Source organism: Corynebacterium glutamicum ATCC 13032 (genome assembly GCF_000011325.1).
Classification (GTDB): Bacteria; Actinomycetota; Actinomycetes; order Mycobacteriales; family Mycobacteriaceae; genus Corynebacterium; species Corynebacterium glutamicum.
The window spans coordinates 1,979,879-1,994,500 of the sequence record NC_003450.3; the positions used below are offsets into that span (position 1 = coordinate 1,979,879).

General features: G+C 49.7%; 17 protein-coding genes and 1 pseudogene. 10 read left to right on the top strand and 8 right to left on the bottom strand.

All coding sequences use genetic code 11. The features are described from left to right. Nucleotides 1-116 precede the first annotated feature (116 nt). The 4 genes from CGL_RS09320 (at nucleotide 117) to CGL_RS09335 (ending at nucleotide 2,942) form a co-directional block, all read left to right on the top strand. Nucleotides 117-1,010 carry a trypsin-like serine protease gene (locus CGL_RS09320; RefSeq protein WP_231838268.1) on the top strand — a complete coding sequence of 298 codons (894 nt, stop codon included), beginning with the start codon at nucleotides 117-119 and terminating at the stop codon, nucleotides 1,008-1,010. A 76-nt stretch (nucleotides 1,011-1,086) separates the two neighbouring features. Beyond that, nucleotides 1,087-1,782 (top strand): hypothetical protein, encoded by a 696-nt coding sequence (locus tag CGL_RS09325; RefSeq protein WP_011014714.1) that lies wholly within the window; start codon nucleotides 1,087-1,089, stop codon nucleotides 1,780-1,782. A gap of 2 nt (nucleotides 1,783-1,784) precedes the next feature. After that, the gene (locus CGL_RS09330) at nucleotides 1,785-2,153 is read left to right on the top strand and encodes a hypothetical protein (RefSeq protein ID WP_011014715.1); all 369 of its coding nucleotides are present in this window, start codon (nucleotides 1,785-1,787) and stop codon (nucleotides 2,151-2,153) included. A 144-nt stretch (nucleotides 2,154-2,297) separates the two neighbouring features. Continuing rightward, nucleotides 2,298-2,942: a hypothetical protein gene (locus tag CGL_RS09335; RefSeq protein ID WP_011014716.1), complete on the top strand. Its 645-nt coding sequence runs from the start codon at nucleotides 2,298-2,300 to the stop codon at nucleotides 2,940-2,942. 44 nt (nucleotides 2,943-2,986) lie between these two features. Here CGL_RS09335 and CGL_RS09340 read toward each other — a convergent pair whose 3' ends face one another. Next, nucleotides 2,987-3,145 carry a hypothetical protein gene (locus CGL_RS09340; protein WP_158295298.1) on the bottom strand — a complete coding sequence of 53 codons (159 nt, stop codon included), beginning with the start codon at nucleotides 3,143-3,145 and terminating at the stop codon, nucleotides 2,987-2,989. 162 nt (nucleotides 3,146-3,307) lie between these two features. Here CGL_RS09340 and CGL_RS09345 point away from each other — a divergent pair, with 162 nt between their 5' ends. The 6 genes from CGL_RS09345 to CGL_RS09370 all read left to right on the top strand — a co-directional run bounded on the left by CGL_RS09345 (nucleotide 3,308) and on the right by CGL_RS09370 (nucleotide 5,489). After that, nucleotides 3,308-3,673 (top strand): hypothetical protein, encoded by a 366-nt coding sequence (locus CGL_RS09345; protein ID WP_011014717.1) that lies wholly within the window; start codon nucleotides 3,308-3,310, stop codon nucleotides 3,671-3,673. A gap of 59 nt (nucleotides 3,674-3,732) precedes the next feature. Next, on the top strand, nucleotides 3,733-4,008 hold the full coding sequence (locus CGL_RS09350; protein WP_011014718.1) for a hypothetical protein: 276 nt from the start codon (nucleotides 3,733-3,735) through the stop codon (nucleotides 4,006-4,008). Nucleotides 4,009-4,039: 31 nt separating this feature from the next. Then, nucleotides 4,040-4,306: a hypothetical protein gene (locus tag CGL_RS09355; RefSeq protein ID WP_231838269.1), complete on the top strand. Its 267-nt coding sequence runs from the start codon at nucleotides 4,040-4,042 to the stop codon at nucleotides 4,304-4,306. A gap of 32 nt (nucleotides 4,307-4,338) precedes the next feature. Next, nucleotides 4,339-4,575, top strand: coding sequence for a hypothetical protein (locus CGL_RS09360; RefSeq protein WP_011014720.1), 237 nt, complete (start codon nucleotides 4,339-4,341; stop codon nucleotides 4,573-4,575). 41 nt (nucleotides 4,576-4,616) lie between these two features. Continuing rightward, nucleotides 4,617-4,853, top strand: a complete 237-nt coding sequence (locus CGL_RS09365; RefSeq protein ID WP_011014721.1) for a hypothetical protein — start codon at nucleotides 4,617-4,619, stop codon at nucleotides 4,851-4,853. Nucleotides 4,854-5,213: 360 nt separating this feature from the next. Further along, nucleotides 5,214-5,489, top strand: a complete 276-nt coding sequence (locus CGL_RS09370) for a hypothetical protein (RefSeq protein WP_011014722.1) — start codon at nucleotides 5,214-5,216, stop codon at nucleotides 5,487-5,489. Nucleotides 5,490-5,560: 71 nt separating this feature from the next. On the opposite strand, the gene CGL_RS09375 is transcribed toward CGL_RS09370, so the two are convergent. From CGL_RS09375 to CGL_RS09405, 7 genes and pseudogenes are all read right to left on the bottom strand, one after another. Beyond that, nucleotides 5,561-6,580, bottom strand: a complete 1,020-nt coding sequence (locus CGL_RS09375) for a tyrosine-type recombinase/integrase (RefSeq protein WP_231838270.1) — start codon at nucleotides 6,578-6,580, stop codon at nucleotides 5,561-5,563. Between the two features lie 1,008 nt (nucleotides 6,581-7,588). Next, nucleotides 7,589-8,786: pseudogene (locus tag CGL_RS09380) on the bottom strand (IS3 family transposase). A 110-nt stretch (nucleotides 8,787-8,896) separates the two neighbouring features. Beyond that, on the bottom strand, nucleotides 8,897-9,727 hold the full coding sequence (locus CGL_RS09385) for an IS5-like element ISCgl6 family transposase (RefSeq protein ID WP_011014728.1): 831 nt from the start codon (nucleotides 9,725-9,727) through the stop codon (nucleotides 8,897-8,899). Between the two features lie 265 nt (nucleotides 9,728-9,992). Then, on the bottom strand, nucleotides 9,993-10,886 hold the full coding sequence (locus CGL_RS09390; RefSeq protein ID WP_011014729.1) for a pentapeptide repeat-containing protein: 894 nt from the start codon (nucleotides 10,884-10,886) through the stop codon (nucleotides 9,993-9,995). Nucleotides 10,887-11,307: 421 nt separating this feature from the next. After that, nucleotides 11,308-11,742 (bottom strand): MepB family protein, encoded by a 435-nt coding sequence (locus tag CGL_RS09395; RefSeq protein ID WP_011014730.1) that lies wholly within the window; start codon nucleotides 11,740-11,742, stop codon nucleotides 11,308-11,310. Between the two features lie 171 nt (nucleotides 11,743-11,913). Further along, nucleotides 11,914-12,660 (bottom strand): hypothetical protein, encoded by a 747-nt coding sequence (locus tag CGL_RS09400; protein WP_011014690.1) that lies wholly within the window; start codon nucleotides 12,658-12,660, stop codon nucleotides 11,914-11,916. After that, complete coding sequence (locus tag CGL_RS09405; RefSeq protein ID WP_011014731.1) at nucleotides 12,657-14,243, bottom strand: LGFP repeat-containing protein; 1,587 nt, start codon at nucleotides 14,241-14,243, stop codon at nucleotides 12,657-12,659. Before CGL_RS09405 ends, CGL_RS09400 begins: the two co-directional genes overlap by 4 nt. Nucleotides 14,244-14,622 lie beyond the last annotated feature (379 nt).

Consider the following 14,622-nt stretch of genomic DNA (forward strand, 5'->3'; position numbering starts at 1 on the left):
TTTCTCTGTGTGAGCTGGGGTTTTCTGCATTTCCCACTTGTTTTTCTCCAACACTCCACACACACACCTTCAAAGAAGAAAGTTCGAAAGATTCTATGAAAAACCGTAAAAAAATCATGTCTACCCTCACCACTGTCTGCGCCGTACTGGGTATAGTTGCAGCTCATCCATTCCACGCCTCTGCTGTCATCGGCGGCTCTGTCCCATCAACTGATTCCGTTGCCAACGCTGTCGCAAAAATCGGACCAGGCGCATTGAACTGCAGCGGTGTCATGATCTCACCATCGTGGGCACTCACCGCACGCCACTGTGTCGATGACATCAACATACTCGGCGACATCGACACCATCACGCCTATTACTCCAGGTATTCATCGCAATGAAGGTAACTATATGGGTGAGGTTTACCGCGCACCGTCCGGTGATCTAGCGCTCATTAATATCAACGGCGTGCACAAGGGCACCATTGCGCAGCTCCCCACACAAGAATATCCACTGGGAACCGCTGCACAGTCAGTCGGTTTTGGTGGCGGTGGTGTCAATATCCGCACCGCTGAATCGGTCAACATGATTCTCACCGACATATATAGCGTGAGGTCAGGGAAATTCCATCACGGTGTCGGTCGATCACACTATCTCCTCTTTGATTATGACAGTGCTGAAACTGGTCGAATCCACAAAGGTGATTCTGGGGGCCCCATCTTCATTGGTGACGAGGTTGTGGGCATTATGTCTCACGGCACAATAAATAAGAACGACGGGTCTTTTGATGACGAATCCGGCGCTGATGTATTTGCCTCTCTTGAGTGGATTCTCGACACCACCGGCATCACAGTGACAGACACTGCCGAGGACAACAACGATAACTCTGACAACGACGATGTTGACTCAAAAGAAGGTCCTGCATCAAATACATCACTTGTACTCACTGATAACGGACCGTCACGCATTGGTAGCAACACTTCTTCAGCACTCATCGGATTATCCTCAGAAGCACTATTTTCTTCTTAACTCGCACCTCATCTGGTGTGGGTTTTTTTGCATTTTTTACACACCCCACTCCACACACACTCGCAAAGGATTCATCATGAGCAACAATGCTCTTTTAGTAGCAAACGAAGCCGACATCGGTCTCTACCTCCACTGGAATGGTGGTCGCGACTCGATTGAGGCGTTTCTCGCCTACGCCGCATACGCGCAGTTACCACCCATCAACGAAAATAACGATTGGTTGCCACCGTTTATTACTGTGCTGAAGAACTTCTTCGGCAATGATGGTTCTGGCGTCTACCTCGAACCTGTCAATCAGGATTATCTCGACGGCATCGACTATGACAACGGTGTTTACATGCTTGACGATTATGAGATCACTGAGCGTATTAATCCACCCGCTGTTGAGCAAGACTCCCACGATCTCCACGACATGTTGATCAAAATTGATAAAGCTCAACCACCTGTCGATCAACTCGGGAGTTTTCTCCATGGCCTAGAGACCTCTGTCGCAGATTTGGGGGTTGGTGATCGCGTATTTTTGCCACGTTTTAGCACCTTTGATAAGAAACTCGGTCGCTACCGCATCCACACTGTTCTCGGATTCGCTGAGAACGATCCGTTTAACCCTATGACCAGCAGCGAGCGATTTAAAGGTAAGCCCTATGTCGATATGTTCGACAATCAAGACAACGCCTTTAACCCAAATTCCTATATCACTACAGATACCGTGCGCATCGTTGTCGATCCTGTACCGGAAACTAATCCCGACGATGAGAAAGCAGGACGCTAGCCATGTCTCGCAGCTACCCCATCTACATCATTTCTTTTGCCCCAGCGGATGATCTCCACGGCGTTGGAGGATTCGAGTGGGTTCCAGCATCAACACCAGAAAACAAAGCTGCCGCCTTCACGACCTTTGATCGTCAATTCGATGATTCTCGTAACAATGGTGGCTCGCATATTGTGCGTCTACTCAATATCTCTGATCCCAATATCACAGCGGATATGACCCAAGACGATATTACCGCGTACCTCGACTCAAACATCGACCGCTGGGAATCCACGGAACATGCGCTCAAGCAGTTTGTCCCACTTAACGCGGGTGCTGATCGCGTACCTACCGGTGGTGCCGACGAGCACATTACCCACGCCTGCCGCTAATAACTGTGCAGCGTAGCTGCACACGGATTCACCTGCGCTGTGGATGCATCCCAACACCACAACACCGCCCCTAGTGCCATAAATGCTAGGGGTGTTTTTTTCATACCCACAACACCGTTCTTCTCTAGAAAGAGACTCGATACTATGCCTCATAACCCCATCGAACTTCACACTAATGATGTACTCGATGCTCTCGACATTGACGCCATCTGCGACGATGTGTTTCTCTACACCGACTTCGAGCACACCCCAGGTCAGCTTGATCGCTTCGAGCAACTCGCCTTCACAAAAATCTACGACATGCTGGAAACAGCTGCTGAAAAATTCCCAGATGTAGCAATTAATGACACTTTAAGCACTGGCAACCACGCTGCTGAACAGTACTTTCTTGCCAATCCCGGCAACATCATCGTGCTGACCAGCTTCGCGCTCAATCAGACCGATCTCCGCGACCTCATAATCTCACCGTGCATTAAGTACACAGCACATGCACGAGCACTCATGCGTGCGGTGACACGAACATTGTGCACTGCAAACAACCCTGTAGAACGCGCGACTATCTTCCCTGTGTCTGTCGCTAATGCCTTAAGCATCGAAGCGCTGTGTTCCGAATATCATGCGTTCCGCACCAAGCAGGTGCTCAACACTGCTGCACTCATCAATCCTGATAACACTCTTATACCCATGTTGTTGAGCAAAGCGTATGAGGCATACGCCTGGCACAAGGGTGTCGAATCCGCGCAACGAGGTAGCAACCTAGCTCGTGAGTACTACGCAGGACTTATCTGAAAATTCACTACTCAACTCTGGCCCCAACTAACCCGTTCACACACCTAGCCCAGAAAGGCTCGAACACCCATGATCGTTGAGGTAGCTCCGAGACCGAAGAGATCAGCCTCATTGATGATGATTCCCCTGATCTCGATGAGGACGATAACACCGTGCTCATCGCCGAAGACATCCGTGATATGGATGACTATGGCGAAGATCATCCTGATCTTTAAAGCTCACTGTTAAGCCCGCAGCGAGCTTATCGCTACACCCACCTTTTTAACCGCCTGTGCAACTAACCCTGTTGTGCAGGCGGTTTTCTCTATCTACACCAACAACTCCACAACACTATCCGGTCCAAATCTAGAAAAGAGACAACCCCCATGACCTCCCCCACCACGTTAAAGCCCTGGTCTATTCGCGGACCCATCGACGGTGAATACACCATGCTTGAGGCATATCCGTTTCAGTATGTAGCAAATACTCGCCCGGCCATCATGCTCTACGCACTCGATGAAAACGGTGTACCGGAACAATATGCCGACCTCACCATCAACCTTGCCGATGTGGAGCTCAAGCAACTTAACCACGTCATCATTAACCCAGATCTGCACGCTGATGTTACCGAACTGTGCATTAGCGCCGGCCTGCTGCGACCTGGTGTTCTGGGCCAGCACCAAGTCGGTAGCACCACCGCCAAGGTCTACCGACTCACTGAGCGTGCTGATGGCTGGCTACAGCTGTTTTAGCAGCTACCTGCGCCTAATCCCCCCACCCATACTCACTCCAAAACAAGAAAGTAGTCATCATGCCTCAGTACACCATCACAATCACCGACGAGCAGAAAGCTGTTCTACACAGCCTCACCAACCCCCATATCGCCACTGCTGAACACGGCGCTATCACCGCAATCGAGATTCATGACGACCACGATGTTGTTGTCTATCACGTTCAACCAGACGGCACACTAACTTACGAGCGCCTTGTTGAAGGCTTCCATTACGGCTGGACACGTTTTGACAGCGAAGGTTTTGAGATCGACTCCGACAATAACCGCGTTGTAGACGGACTCCGCGACGAATAGTTAACAACAACGACCGCACAGAAAGGTAGTCATGTCTACAACCAAGACACCTAGATCCACTATCACCGCCCCCATCGACCAGCTCAGCCCCATAATGCGGTGGGTGTTTCAAGCAACAAACTTTCTCGGTTCGCTCATCAAGCCACTACTTATTGTCACAGCACTAGTGCTGGTAGTAGCAGCACTTACCCCTGAGCGCTTCCATGAAACGCTGGTACTAAATATCCTCGCCTTCTCTGCAGGCTACGCAGTGCTGCGCCTAGTTCGCAGCCTGCGCCGACTTTTGCAGCGCCACTAAACACCCAAACACAACAAGAAAGAAACACCACTATGGCACAATACCGCGTCAGTTTTATCGCGCTCGCCGAGTCAACCATCGAGGTCGAAGCAGACAGTCCTGAAGAAGCACTCGACCTAGCCAATGCAGAATTTGACTACCCGGTCACCTTGGCCGGCGATCCCTATGAGCTGCACGACTGGGAAGCACGCGCTGAAATTGAATGGCTCGATACCAGCTCGACCCCGCAGCAACGCCTTGGAGAACATGTCGTCAAGATCGAAGATTAAACTCGATCATTAAACACACTCTTAAGATAAGGACACTAATTATGGCAACCCACCGCGTTCATTTTGTCGCAACCGCATCCGCCTACATCGACGTTGAGGCAGATTCCCCCGAAGATGCTATAGAAAAAGCGTATGATCTCGCCGGTGATCTGCCCGGCCTCATCGCCGACAACGAATTTGATCTCGGTGAATGGGAGGTACAGGCCGATGTCCAGTGGCCTGATAACTCTGTACCTCGCGAGCAACGCCTTGAAGAGGGCGTTGACCTGCTCGATTAAACAGAATTAACTCAAACCCCCTCGTGCTTCTGCGTTTTTCGCAGCTGCACGAGGGGGTTATTTTTTTAAGGACCGCACGACTGGTGGTGGTGCCAGATGAAAAAGAGATGAGTGCACACGCCAGGCGTGCACAAGGTGTCCAGTCCTTGCTGCTGTGTGGGACAGCAGCCGGGGTGGAGTGCGAAGATCAGGGGTACAGGTTATCTGTTCTGGTTAAGGCTTACAGTTAGCACTAACGTGCTAACACTGCTCAAGGTGCCAACACGTGCATGTCGTGCACCTTTGATACCTTAAACACAGTTAACAACCACAAGCTCAAGATCTATTAAAAAACACTCAACCACAAAGGAAACAATCACCATGTTCGTCGCATTTATGATCCCTATTGTTATGGCACTTGGTGCCATGGCTGTTATTACCCTCTTTGGGCAAAACCCATCCCAGCGCCGCAAGCGCGCCCAACAGCAATCCAAAGATCGCTACGAGGGCGCTATTCGCTCCGGTCAATTTATTGACCACTGCAACTGCCCACGTTGCCGACGCAACTGCCGTCGCCGGCACAAGAAGCTCAAAGGCTTCAGCGGATACCCCGATGAAATTCTGGGGAAGTATCCTGTTAAATACCTTTCCAGTTAACAACACCCAACAACAGCGCTAGAAAAAATGCCTGTGGTTGGGTGTTTTTTTTGAAACTCACTGCCGAGTGTTTAGCGCGCCATGCGCTTTGCTAGCTCTTCATCACGCTCGCCTGAGTGCTGATAACGCAGTGCTGCACTAGGTGTTGAGTGCCCCAGCCGCGCCATCACCTCCTTGAGTGTCGCCCCAACCTGTGCATACTTCGTACCCGAATAATGCCTCATCGAGTGAACGGTCGCTTTACTGTGGACACTTTCCCGCGCCCTATCCCAGTTGTGCTTAAAGGTGTGATACGGCATGGGTTCATCAGGATCTCTCATCGAGCTCCATAGTCGCAAACCCACATCAATCGTGTCCACATGCTTGGCAATTTCTGCTGCATCTTTGCCATAGATATAGAGGCTACGAACACCAGCTTCAGTTTTAGGCGGACCTTCAACTCGGCCATGGTATCTCGTGTGCCTAATGCTCCGAGAAATCCTTATTCGAACACAATCTACAAATCCGCTGCGATCAAAATAAACATCCACATCAGTGGTACGCAGCGCAACGATTTCACCGAATCGAAGTGCACCAGCGGCAGCAACAATAGCCAAACAAAAGTACTTACTCGGCAGTGCACCAATGATCGCCTCAAGCTCGGCATCGGTTGGGACATCAACCTTTTTGCCTGTTTTCGTATTACCCCCGCCACGGACTTTGCACGGATTCATCGGGATAATGCCATCCTCCACTGCAGTCTCCATGACAGACTTCATCATGCTGTAACTCCGCGCCATTGAGGTCAATTTACCGTCCTGAATAGTATCGCTATACCACTCACGGACATCAGCGACAGTGATTTCACAGAGCGCATAATCAGCCCAATAACTTAGTCGATCTGATTTTATATAACGAAAGTAATCATCTTTCACCCCTTGGCTGAGTTTCTTTCCTTGGGCATTTGTCCGGGTTTCTATCCACCTCGATGCATAACTGAAGAAGGTCTCCATCATGCGTTCTTCGGCTTCGCGCTGTGCCTGCTCGAACCTCTCCCGCATCTCAAAATCCATCCATGTGCCATTGATGATGGCCGTGCGTTCAGAGGCCAAGAACTCCTGCGCCTCACCCTTGGTACCGAAGGTATACGGGGCAGAGTATCGCCTACCCTCGTGCATGAAGCGTGCCCTGTACCTCCCCGAGCGCAACTTCTCGATCTCTCCCCAATTCCTCGATCGTGACATATATCACAAACCCTCTTCCACTTTTCCGCATAGTTTTCAGGTTGAGAAATGTCATTCAGTGAAGGTGTCAAAGTAGTCACTTAGTGTCATTACCAGTCACTTTAGACATTTTCCCCTGCTGGTCGAGGGTGATTTTAGCATCCTTGTTCACATTTGTCATTGTCATTTATGCGTATAAAAGGCAAACAGAAGCCATCGCTCATCCCCTCTCCCGCGTGGGGTGAGCGTGGGGTGAGTGGATTCATTTCTGGTCACTCTTGGGCGCTTTCTGCTGAAATGAAGCCATCGCGACCTCGCGTTTTGTAAAGGCACCAGGTCGCTACAGCTGGTTCGAACCCAGCTAGGACCACTTGTTTAGCACCTGCTTGCAGGGGTTTTATTCATTTATAGGGTCAAAAAACATGCGTTTGTGGGGTGAAAGGATTCATTACAGGTACTTTTAAGCACCTCCTGGTCACTCCCGCTAGTTTTATTCACGATCCGCGTCCAGCTGCGACAAACCGCACTATAGGGGCACCTTTGATGCGTCTCCGCTGTGCATAATTTTTTGCAAGATGCCCCTCCTGGCCCTTTTCTGTCATGCATAATATGCAGAGGTTTTTTCCCACCCCACAAACCCAGCTATGAGGTTTACCCCTGGAAATGTGTACCTACAAAGGGGCAATGCCGCGGGCTAAAACAACATTTGTGCACACATATATCTGTGATTAATAGCGCCCGCTCACCCCTGCCCCACAGGTCCCCCGGCTCACTTTTTTGACCCTCACCCCAAGGCAAACCCTGAGTCAAAAAACAGTTCCCACAGATCCACTACGCGCCCCAAAACAGCACTCTCACACGGGCCCGACCCCTTGAAAGTAGACACAGGGGATTTAATCAGGAAGCAGACTTCAGAATAGCAGAACCCTGGACCTCAAACACCGCAGGCGCCACATAGCCACACCAAGAATGTCTGCGCACCGTGTTGTACTAGGTCACACCACCGAAATACCTCCCGACGGCACACCAACTGATTAGCAAACGTCTTGGAATCCTGCAGCACTTCCCGCTTGAGCGCGGCATTAAACGACTCCGCTAGCGAATTATCCGCACTGGTACCAACAGCACCCATCGACTGACGAACACCCAACTTTTTACAAGTGTCCTGAAACGCCTGCGAGGTGTACACACTGCCGTGATCCGAATGAAAAACAGCACCCTGTAGACTGCCTCGCTGACTCTTCGCCATCATCAACGCCTCCTGCACCAATGACGTGCGCATATGATCCGCAAAGGCAAAACCCACCAACCGTGCTAAGAATAGCAATCAATGACCGTCGTCAAATACATATTCGACCCATCAGCAATCGGCAGATAAGTAATATCCCCGACGTAAACTTCATTGGCAGCCAAAGCGTTGAATTGACGCTTCACCAAGTCCGGGAACACCGGCTTGACAGCTGCTGGGATTGTGGTGATGACCTTGCGTTTCTTCGTAAAACCAACAAGCTTCATCGAAGACATCACTCGAGCGACTCGCTTGTGGTTAACCGGAGTTGTTGTACCTGGCCCGTCATTAAGCTCGGCCGTAATACGTTTCGCACCATAACAGCCGCGTTCTTTAGTGAAGATGGACTTGATCTTCGCTCCCAGGACTGCGTCGCTGAGCAGGAGTTTCTTCCTCGTCAGAGCAGTCTTTTTCCATTTGTAATACGAGGAACGGTTAATTTTCAACACTTCGCATAACCGCTTAACTTCAGTAGGTTTTTCGCACGTCGTCAACAAACCAGAAGCGGGTCATAAGTCTTGCCTCTTGCCGGGAAAATATTTAGCAGCCTTGCGCAAAATGTCGCGTTCTTCACGCAGTAGTGCGTTTTCCTTCTTTAGCTGTCTGATTTGTTCAGCTTCCGACATTGCTGTTGCTTCTTTGGTGTTGGTTGAGGCATGCGCACCGTATTTATTGATCGAAGTTTTTCAGGGTTACTCGGTTGATGCCGAGATCGTTGGCGATCTGTTGGAGTGAGGCCCCATCGGAGTTCTCGTACAAAGCAACGGCGTCGCGTTTGAACTCCTCGGAGTAGGTCTTGGTTGGCATGATAGGTAGGTTACCTTTCTGTCCCAGAATGTTGGGATGTTAGGTGTCTACCAAACAGGGGTCAGGTCCTATTTGTCATAAACTTTCTCCTTAGAGATTGCGCGGATAGATTAAGGTCTGTGGCCCGGTCGGGTGTCCCAGCGGTAACTAGTCCAGGCCTGTTTGATAAGCCGACGCAGAATAATCACCGCGTTGGCTAAAGCGATAAACGCTTCCACAACCCGGGTACAACGTTCGGTGCAGATACTAAGTTTCTTAAAACCCCGGTTATGCCAAGAGTTAGTACGCTCCACCACCCACCGAGTCCCAGCCTGCAGCGGCTCACCTTTAATGCTGATCACCCAGCTATAACCAAATTCGCTGAGTAGCCTGCGGGTTTTCTTCGAGTCATACCCAGCATCGAGATGCACCGTGATCTGATCGGGAAGAGAGCCCCCAAACCGGCCGAGCGTGTCCAAGGTTGCAGCTAACAACGGTAAATCATGCCGATTGGCTCCGGCGACCACGCACCCGATCGGGATTCCATGTCCATCGACCATTAACGAGCGTTTGGTGCCTTTTTCCCGGTCAACCGGGAATCTGCCGGCTACCTCTCCGCCGCAGGGAGCTTTAACAATGCAGCCATCAACATTTAAGTTTTCTAGGTCTAACCCGATGAAACGGTCGTAGGACTCCAGACAGATCTGTTCTAAATTCTTGAAAATCCCGGCAGTGATCCACTCGTCTCGGCGGGTGCGTATCGTGGTGGCTGAGCAGGTGGAATCGGAAATCTTGATATAGGAGACACCGAGGACAAGCACTGCGATGAGTTTGTCGACGATGATCCGGTCAGCAATGCGTGCACGGTGGCACCCTAGTGGGTGGGTGATGATAACCGGTGGGATTAAGGCGGAGAACTGGCGCCAGAGGGGGTCGATGATAGATGATGGAAGGGCAGGCACGAGTACTCCTGGGGTGTTTACGTTTTCTTGGTCGAATTCGTATTTACCAGGCCTCGTGCTTGTTCTATTTCATGACCCCTATGTTTTCCCTTTTATCCACCTATCCGCGCAATCTCTTAAATTTAATCACCTATTAATTAGAGAAAATTCTAGCAATCAAATTCGCATTTCTATACAGGTGCGAACACGACAAAGCCCTCCCCGGAACTTAGTCCGAGAAGGGCTTTGTCGTGTTCTCAAATGCTGTCAAAACTGAATGATTATGCTACGAACAATAGCGATCGGCAACAAACTGCACCTCACCCCACTTCGTCGAAATAGTCTCATAATCACTGTAACGTTTTCGCTCTAAAAGCGACCCATCTGGAAACACAGTCTCATGATCTACAACCGCCTCGGAGAGATTAATAGCATCATCGGACCCCTCCAAATTCGCCCCTTTTAGATTACATCCCCGGAAGATGGCGTCCGAAGCGTTCTTAAACACACACCGACTCCCTTGTAAATCAGCATTCCCAAAGAAGGCATTAGTGATGTCCGCAGAAATATCAGCAAAATTTATCACCGCTTCACGAAACCGACTATGCGACAAATCACCCGAAATTACAGTATCGCCCAACTGAGCGCCAATAAAGCTGCAGTAGGAAAGATCGCAATTCGTTAATCGTGCATATTGCCATGAACACTCACCAAAATTTGCACCAGAAAAACAACAATCCGACACATTCACCGAATCTGTTTTTAAGGCATATAGCCGAAGACTGACCTCAACTTCAAACGACGGGGTCTTGTCCAAAGGAGCATGGAAAACATGTGTTGATGGTACCGCCTGTGCCTCAAACCTTTCGGGGGATTCATCAGACGCGCGCCCTAACCTCCGCCCCAGTTGCTCAAATATTTGCCGTCCTACAGTAATCTCAGACCAACCGTATTTCCGTGGAAAATCTGATTCGACAAACATATGCGTAACAACAATGTCACACAGTGACTGAACGATACTCGCTCCATAAGTTGTACCCGTTGCTGCAGCGCGATCCATGGATCTAAACGCATGTTGAACTGTGGCAGAGCGGATCGCGCTGTTAACGCTACTTAAACCCGCAATCAAGGGAGCAAAAATATCGCCTTCAAGAAGGAAAGCTTCATCAGTCTTGTTCATCCCAGTCCATGCCTTTCTTCTGGTTCATGTGGGGAAGTGCTTTCCTCATACCTGCTTTCTAAAAGCCCTCAAGCTTCAAGCCTTAAGCCCTAAGAAAGAACTATTCTCAGGAGCTTTCCGTGTACTAACTCGCGTTGTTCATACCGCAGGAGCTTTCACAACAATACCGTGCCCAAAAACGCTAAAGTGTGTGACCAAAATTTTTGGAGTTCCTGCACTAAACGCTCATGTGCATGCAGTGAGACGTGATCGCCAATGAAATCTGGGCTGCGCTCAGCGCGTTGTTTCCTGCTATATAAACCTCAGATAGCCCACCGGCAGAACAGACCTAGGTTTACTAACGATGTCAGCAGTTCTTGCAGAAAACTTCCGGGGTCACAACATCGTCGCCACCCTACACTGGGGTGAGCACGACGTGATCTCAATACTCCTCGAATGCACTCGATTGTGCTCGCTGCATGGCCCTGGCCTGCGAATTGAGCCCTTCGCACCAGGAGGGGTAAACACGAAATCCACGTTTACCCGGCTGTCCGTCTGCTGCGGTAATCCCCAATTCTGCAAGATGACCAGCGGAAAACCTAAACACTCCGCGCCGAACATCGTTCCTCACAAAGACAAGAAGACCAGCATTCATCCCGTCGTCACTAAACGGCTGGGTCTGCCCTCCCACGCCTCGCTGCCAAAAGGCAACAAAGGCACCCGGCTTCGACGGCGTGTTCCGGCCAGTCCGGACATGCCACTCATGACCTTCAACCTGTGCTAATCCTGATTCATAATCACTGTTCTGTGGCTCAGGGGCGACCGAAACAGTTATGCCCAGCTCGGTCGACCACATCTCCAACGCGCTAAATCCCATGAGCTCAACTTATCAACTTCAGCCGCAGGAAGCCTACTGCCTCCTCTCGCCTCCTTCCGCAATACTCCCTAGATCTTGTTTAACCGTCAGGAGTTGGAGGGTATATCCGGCTACTGAACGACAACACTTTTAAACGACGGCGCTTGCGACTATTACCTTTGACCCGGCGCACTAATCAATTTTGAAAACGCGCACCATTAGGTAATCTCTCGATAAATAGTGTTTGGCCAGTAACAGACTCAAAAGCTTCTGCAAACTTGTTAAATCGTCAAAACAGCCGTTGACAAAGCTCTCCCACCACCGCAACTCTGCATCATGACTCCAATAAAATTCCTCAACCGGCATTTGATAGGCATAACGTTCAGCTGTAGAAGGCCCCAGCATCATCCAACTCGTCGCTAATGCTGACTCCCACAATTCAAGATCTGTCTTTTCGAAAACCGAGCTAATAGGACTAGGCGAACCAGGACTCAGTGCACAATATCCCACAAGCTCACAACGTCCAGCCGACTGCGCCCACTCCTGATCAGGATCAACAATCAGCGCACGCCCAACCTTGACATCAATTCCGGTGTGCTGCACAAAGAACTCTAACCATTCCTGTAACTCAGATACAGTGAGCACATCCGGTAGATCAGCTACTAAGGATCTTATATTGGACGAGAAAAGTGACCACTTTTCAGCAACGATCGCTTGAAAAAGACACTGCCGAACAGCTCCGGCTATGCGCTGATTAGTAAATACATTACCTGGGAATGGTAGTGAACTACCGTCCCTTTTTGTCACTCTAGAAAATGCATTCCACTTTCCCATGATGTTGATGAGTAGAAAATCTAGACTTAGCGATGGCCCGATAAAGCGAAATCCGGAAGTTTTATAGCCTCTAGTGTAGATGCACAGTTGATGGGGTTCTGTCATATGCGAAGCTTATTATAAAGATTCACATGATCAGGACATTGGGAAATTTCCGGCTCGTGTTCGATTCCACCAGGTGGGGTTGAATTACACCATGCTGAAATTACCCCCTTGGGTCTGTTCGAATTTGCTCCAGTGAAAGTATGAGGATTGTAAATAATAGTCACCCATTGCGGAGCGTGCATTTCTTTACATCCTGAGTTCTTATTGAATGTATAAGTTCTGCAATCTAGAAAGTACACCGTTTTCTCGAACTTGTAATAGCTGGTTCCTGGCGATGAGCCATAATCAATCACCGCTTTATCTACTACGGCCTCAGCCATAGCGTGGTTGGCGAAGTTGTGTTTGCAATAGTTTTTTAAATATCCCCAGCCTTCATTCCTGTAACGGTCATAATGCCCTTTTCTCACCACAAATCTGAACTCGGTGGGGAAACCTCGCGAACTATACTCTTTTTTGATCGGGCCACCATTCTTTTCAATGTTGTTTTCAGTTTTTCTCTGCTCATCTAAATCGGGAAGATTCTTGCAATCCACGTATTGTGCACGCTGGGAAAACAGGGTCATCTCTTGGCTCGATGAGGATGAGCCGCTACTTCCAATTGGGAGGAAATCCTCCAAACTTCTTTCTTCATCGTCAGGAATCCATGTCAGTGCATCACCTGAGCCTAAAACAACACCTCTGGTGAATTCTTGTTCGAGTGACTCATTTAATGATGTCAATGATGGTATCGGCCACCCTAAAGGAGTATCGGTATTTTGGTATTGCAGCCACAGGGAGTAAACATCACCATACAGCTCTCTGGCGCCTAGGATTCCATTCCACGCAATCACCCCGCGCTCCGCAAAATTCACCACATGGAATAGACCAGAAACCTCAGGTGTTTCATCTGCTTCAGGAAAACCTAAACGACCCGTCTCCCGACCCAACGCATCCCACACCCGCTGCGTAGCCAAATACATAAACCGTGTCTGACGATCATTTCGCCACGAAATTGTTCCATTGGAGAAATTATTGTAAAAATACTCAGTACCGCTAGGTAGCTCATTAGTGATCGGGATGCCAATGGCATGATTCGAGCCGCCAAGTTCTTCGTAGCGCTGTTTAATATCGCCCCACACAGCACCGCCAGTCAATGGGTTGTAGTAGTTGTCACCACCTTGAAAAGTCTGTCGCTGAGTAAGGGGATAGTTTGTATCCATCGGACCAGAGGTTGGGTACCCCAATGGCCCTGATTCCCAGTTCAAGGTCCCCCACTGTCGCAAACCGTCCAAGGTCACTGCATAAGCGCCTGTGTCTGGGTGCCAATAGATGGCTCCACCAAAAAATTCACTTCTTTTGCCAACACCGTCGGGATTGGTCAACTCGTTTGACTTCGGTGGCCCAAGCCATGACAACTGACCTCCAACCTGGCGATAGGTGTCAAGAATTCGGCCACAAACTGAGAAGCCCGTTGGCCACATAACCTCACACCCGGTGGTTGCCATCAGTCGTGCACCCTCGTTAAGTCGCGCTTCCGCAACTTCTAGCTGGTCAGCTTTCTCCTTGCTTACCCCCTCCGGTAACTCGATAACATCTGAACGCATGTCCCCTGCAACTATGTCCCGCTTAGGCAGCGGGAGTTCCTCGACATTATCTTTACTATCGTTGACTTGCTCGTGATACTCAACGACTACTTCTGGATGTGCTGTTTCGTAATCCTCAAGTTGTTCCTCAACTGTTGGAGCATTCCTATTGGGAACATAATCAACACCGTCATCAGCAAACTACTCATCAGTGATTTCTTCTACAAGCTCAAATTGATCTTCCACCTGTGCTTGAGCCACCGGAGATGCAACCCCGATGGCCAGCAACATAACAGCAGAAACCCCCACTAGTCTTCGTACCAACCGCATATATCAAACCTTTACCTGTCGGAAAAATGTGTACAAGCTGAGGATAAGCATAAATTCGCTTAAGAGCTGG

Bases quoted from the DNA above. Each gene is read 5' to 3' on its own strand.
- CGL_RS09320 (WP_231838268.1), top strand. From the start codon at position 117: ATGTCTACCCTCACCACTGTCTGCGCCGTACTGGGTATAGTTGCAGCT.
- CGL_RS09325 (WP_011014714.1), top strand. From the start codon at position 1,087: ATGAGCAACAATGCTCTTTTAGTAGCAAACGAAGCCGACATCGGTCTC.
- CGL_RS09330 (WP_011014715.1), top strand. From the start codon at position 1,785: ATGTCTCGCAGCTACCCCATCTACATCATTTCTTTTGCCCCAGCGGAT.
- CGL_RS09335 (WP_011014716.1), top strand. From the start codon at position 2,298: ATGCCTCATAACCCCATCGAACTTCACACTAATGATGTACTCGATGCT.
- CGL_RS09340 (WP_158295298.1), bottom strand. From the start codon at position 3,145: ATGATCTTCGCCATAGTCATCCATATCACGGATGTCTTCGGCGATGAG.
- CGL_RS09345 (WP_011014717.1), top strand. From the start codon at position 3,308: ATGACCTCCCCCACCACGTTAAAGCCCTGGTCTATTCGCGGACCCATC.
- CGL_RS09350 (WP_011014718.1), top strand. From the start codon at position 3,733: ATGCCTCAGTACACCATCACAATCACCGACGAGCAGAAAGCTGTTCTA.
- CGL_RS09355 (WP_231838269.1), top strand. From the start codon at position 4,040: ATGTCTACAACCAAGACACCTAGATCCACTATCACCGCCCCCATCGAC.
- CGL_RS09360 (WP_011014720.1), top strand. From the start codon at position 4,339: ATGGCACAATACCGCGTCAGTTTTATCGCGCTCGCCGAGTCAACCATC.
- CGL_RS09365 (WP_011014721.1), top strand. From the start codon at position 4,617: ATGGCAACCCACCGCGTTCATTTTGTCGCAACCGCATCCGCCTACATC.
- CGL_RS09370 (WP_011014722.1), top strand. From the start codon at position 5,214: ATGTTCGTCGCATTTATGATCCCTATTGTTATGGCACTTGGTGCCATG.
- CGL_RS09390 (WP_011014729.1), bottom strand. From the start codon at position 10,886: ATGAACAAGACTGATGAAGCTTTCCTTCTTGAAGGCGATATTTTTGCT.
- CGL_RS09395 (WP_011014730.1), bottom strand. From the start codon at position 11,742: ATGGGATTTAGCGCGTTGGAGATGTGGTCGACCGAGCTGGGCATAACT.
- CGL_RS09400 (WP_011014690.1), bottom strand. From the start codon at position 12,660: ATGACAGAACCCCATCAACTGTGCATCTACACTAGAGGCTATAAAACT.
- CGL_RS09405 (WP_011014731.1), bottom strand. From the start codon at position 14,243: ATGCGTTCAGATGTTATCGAGTTACCGGAGGGGGTAAGCAAGGAGAAA.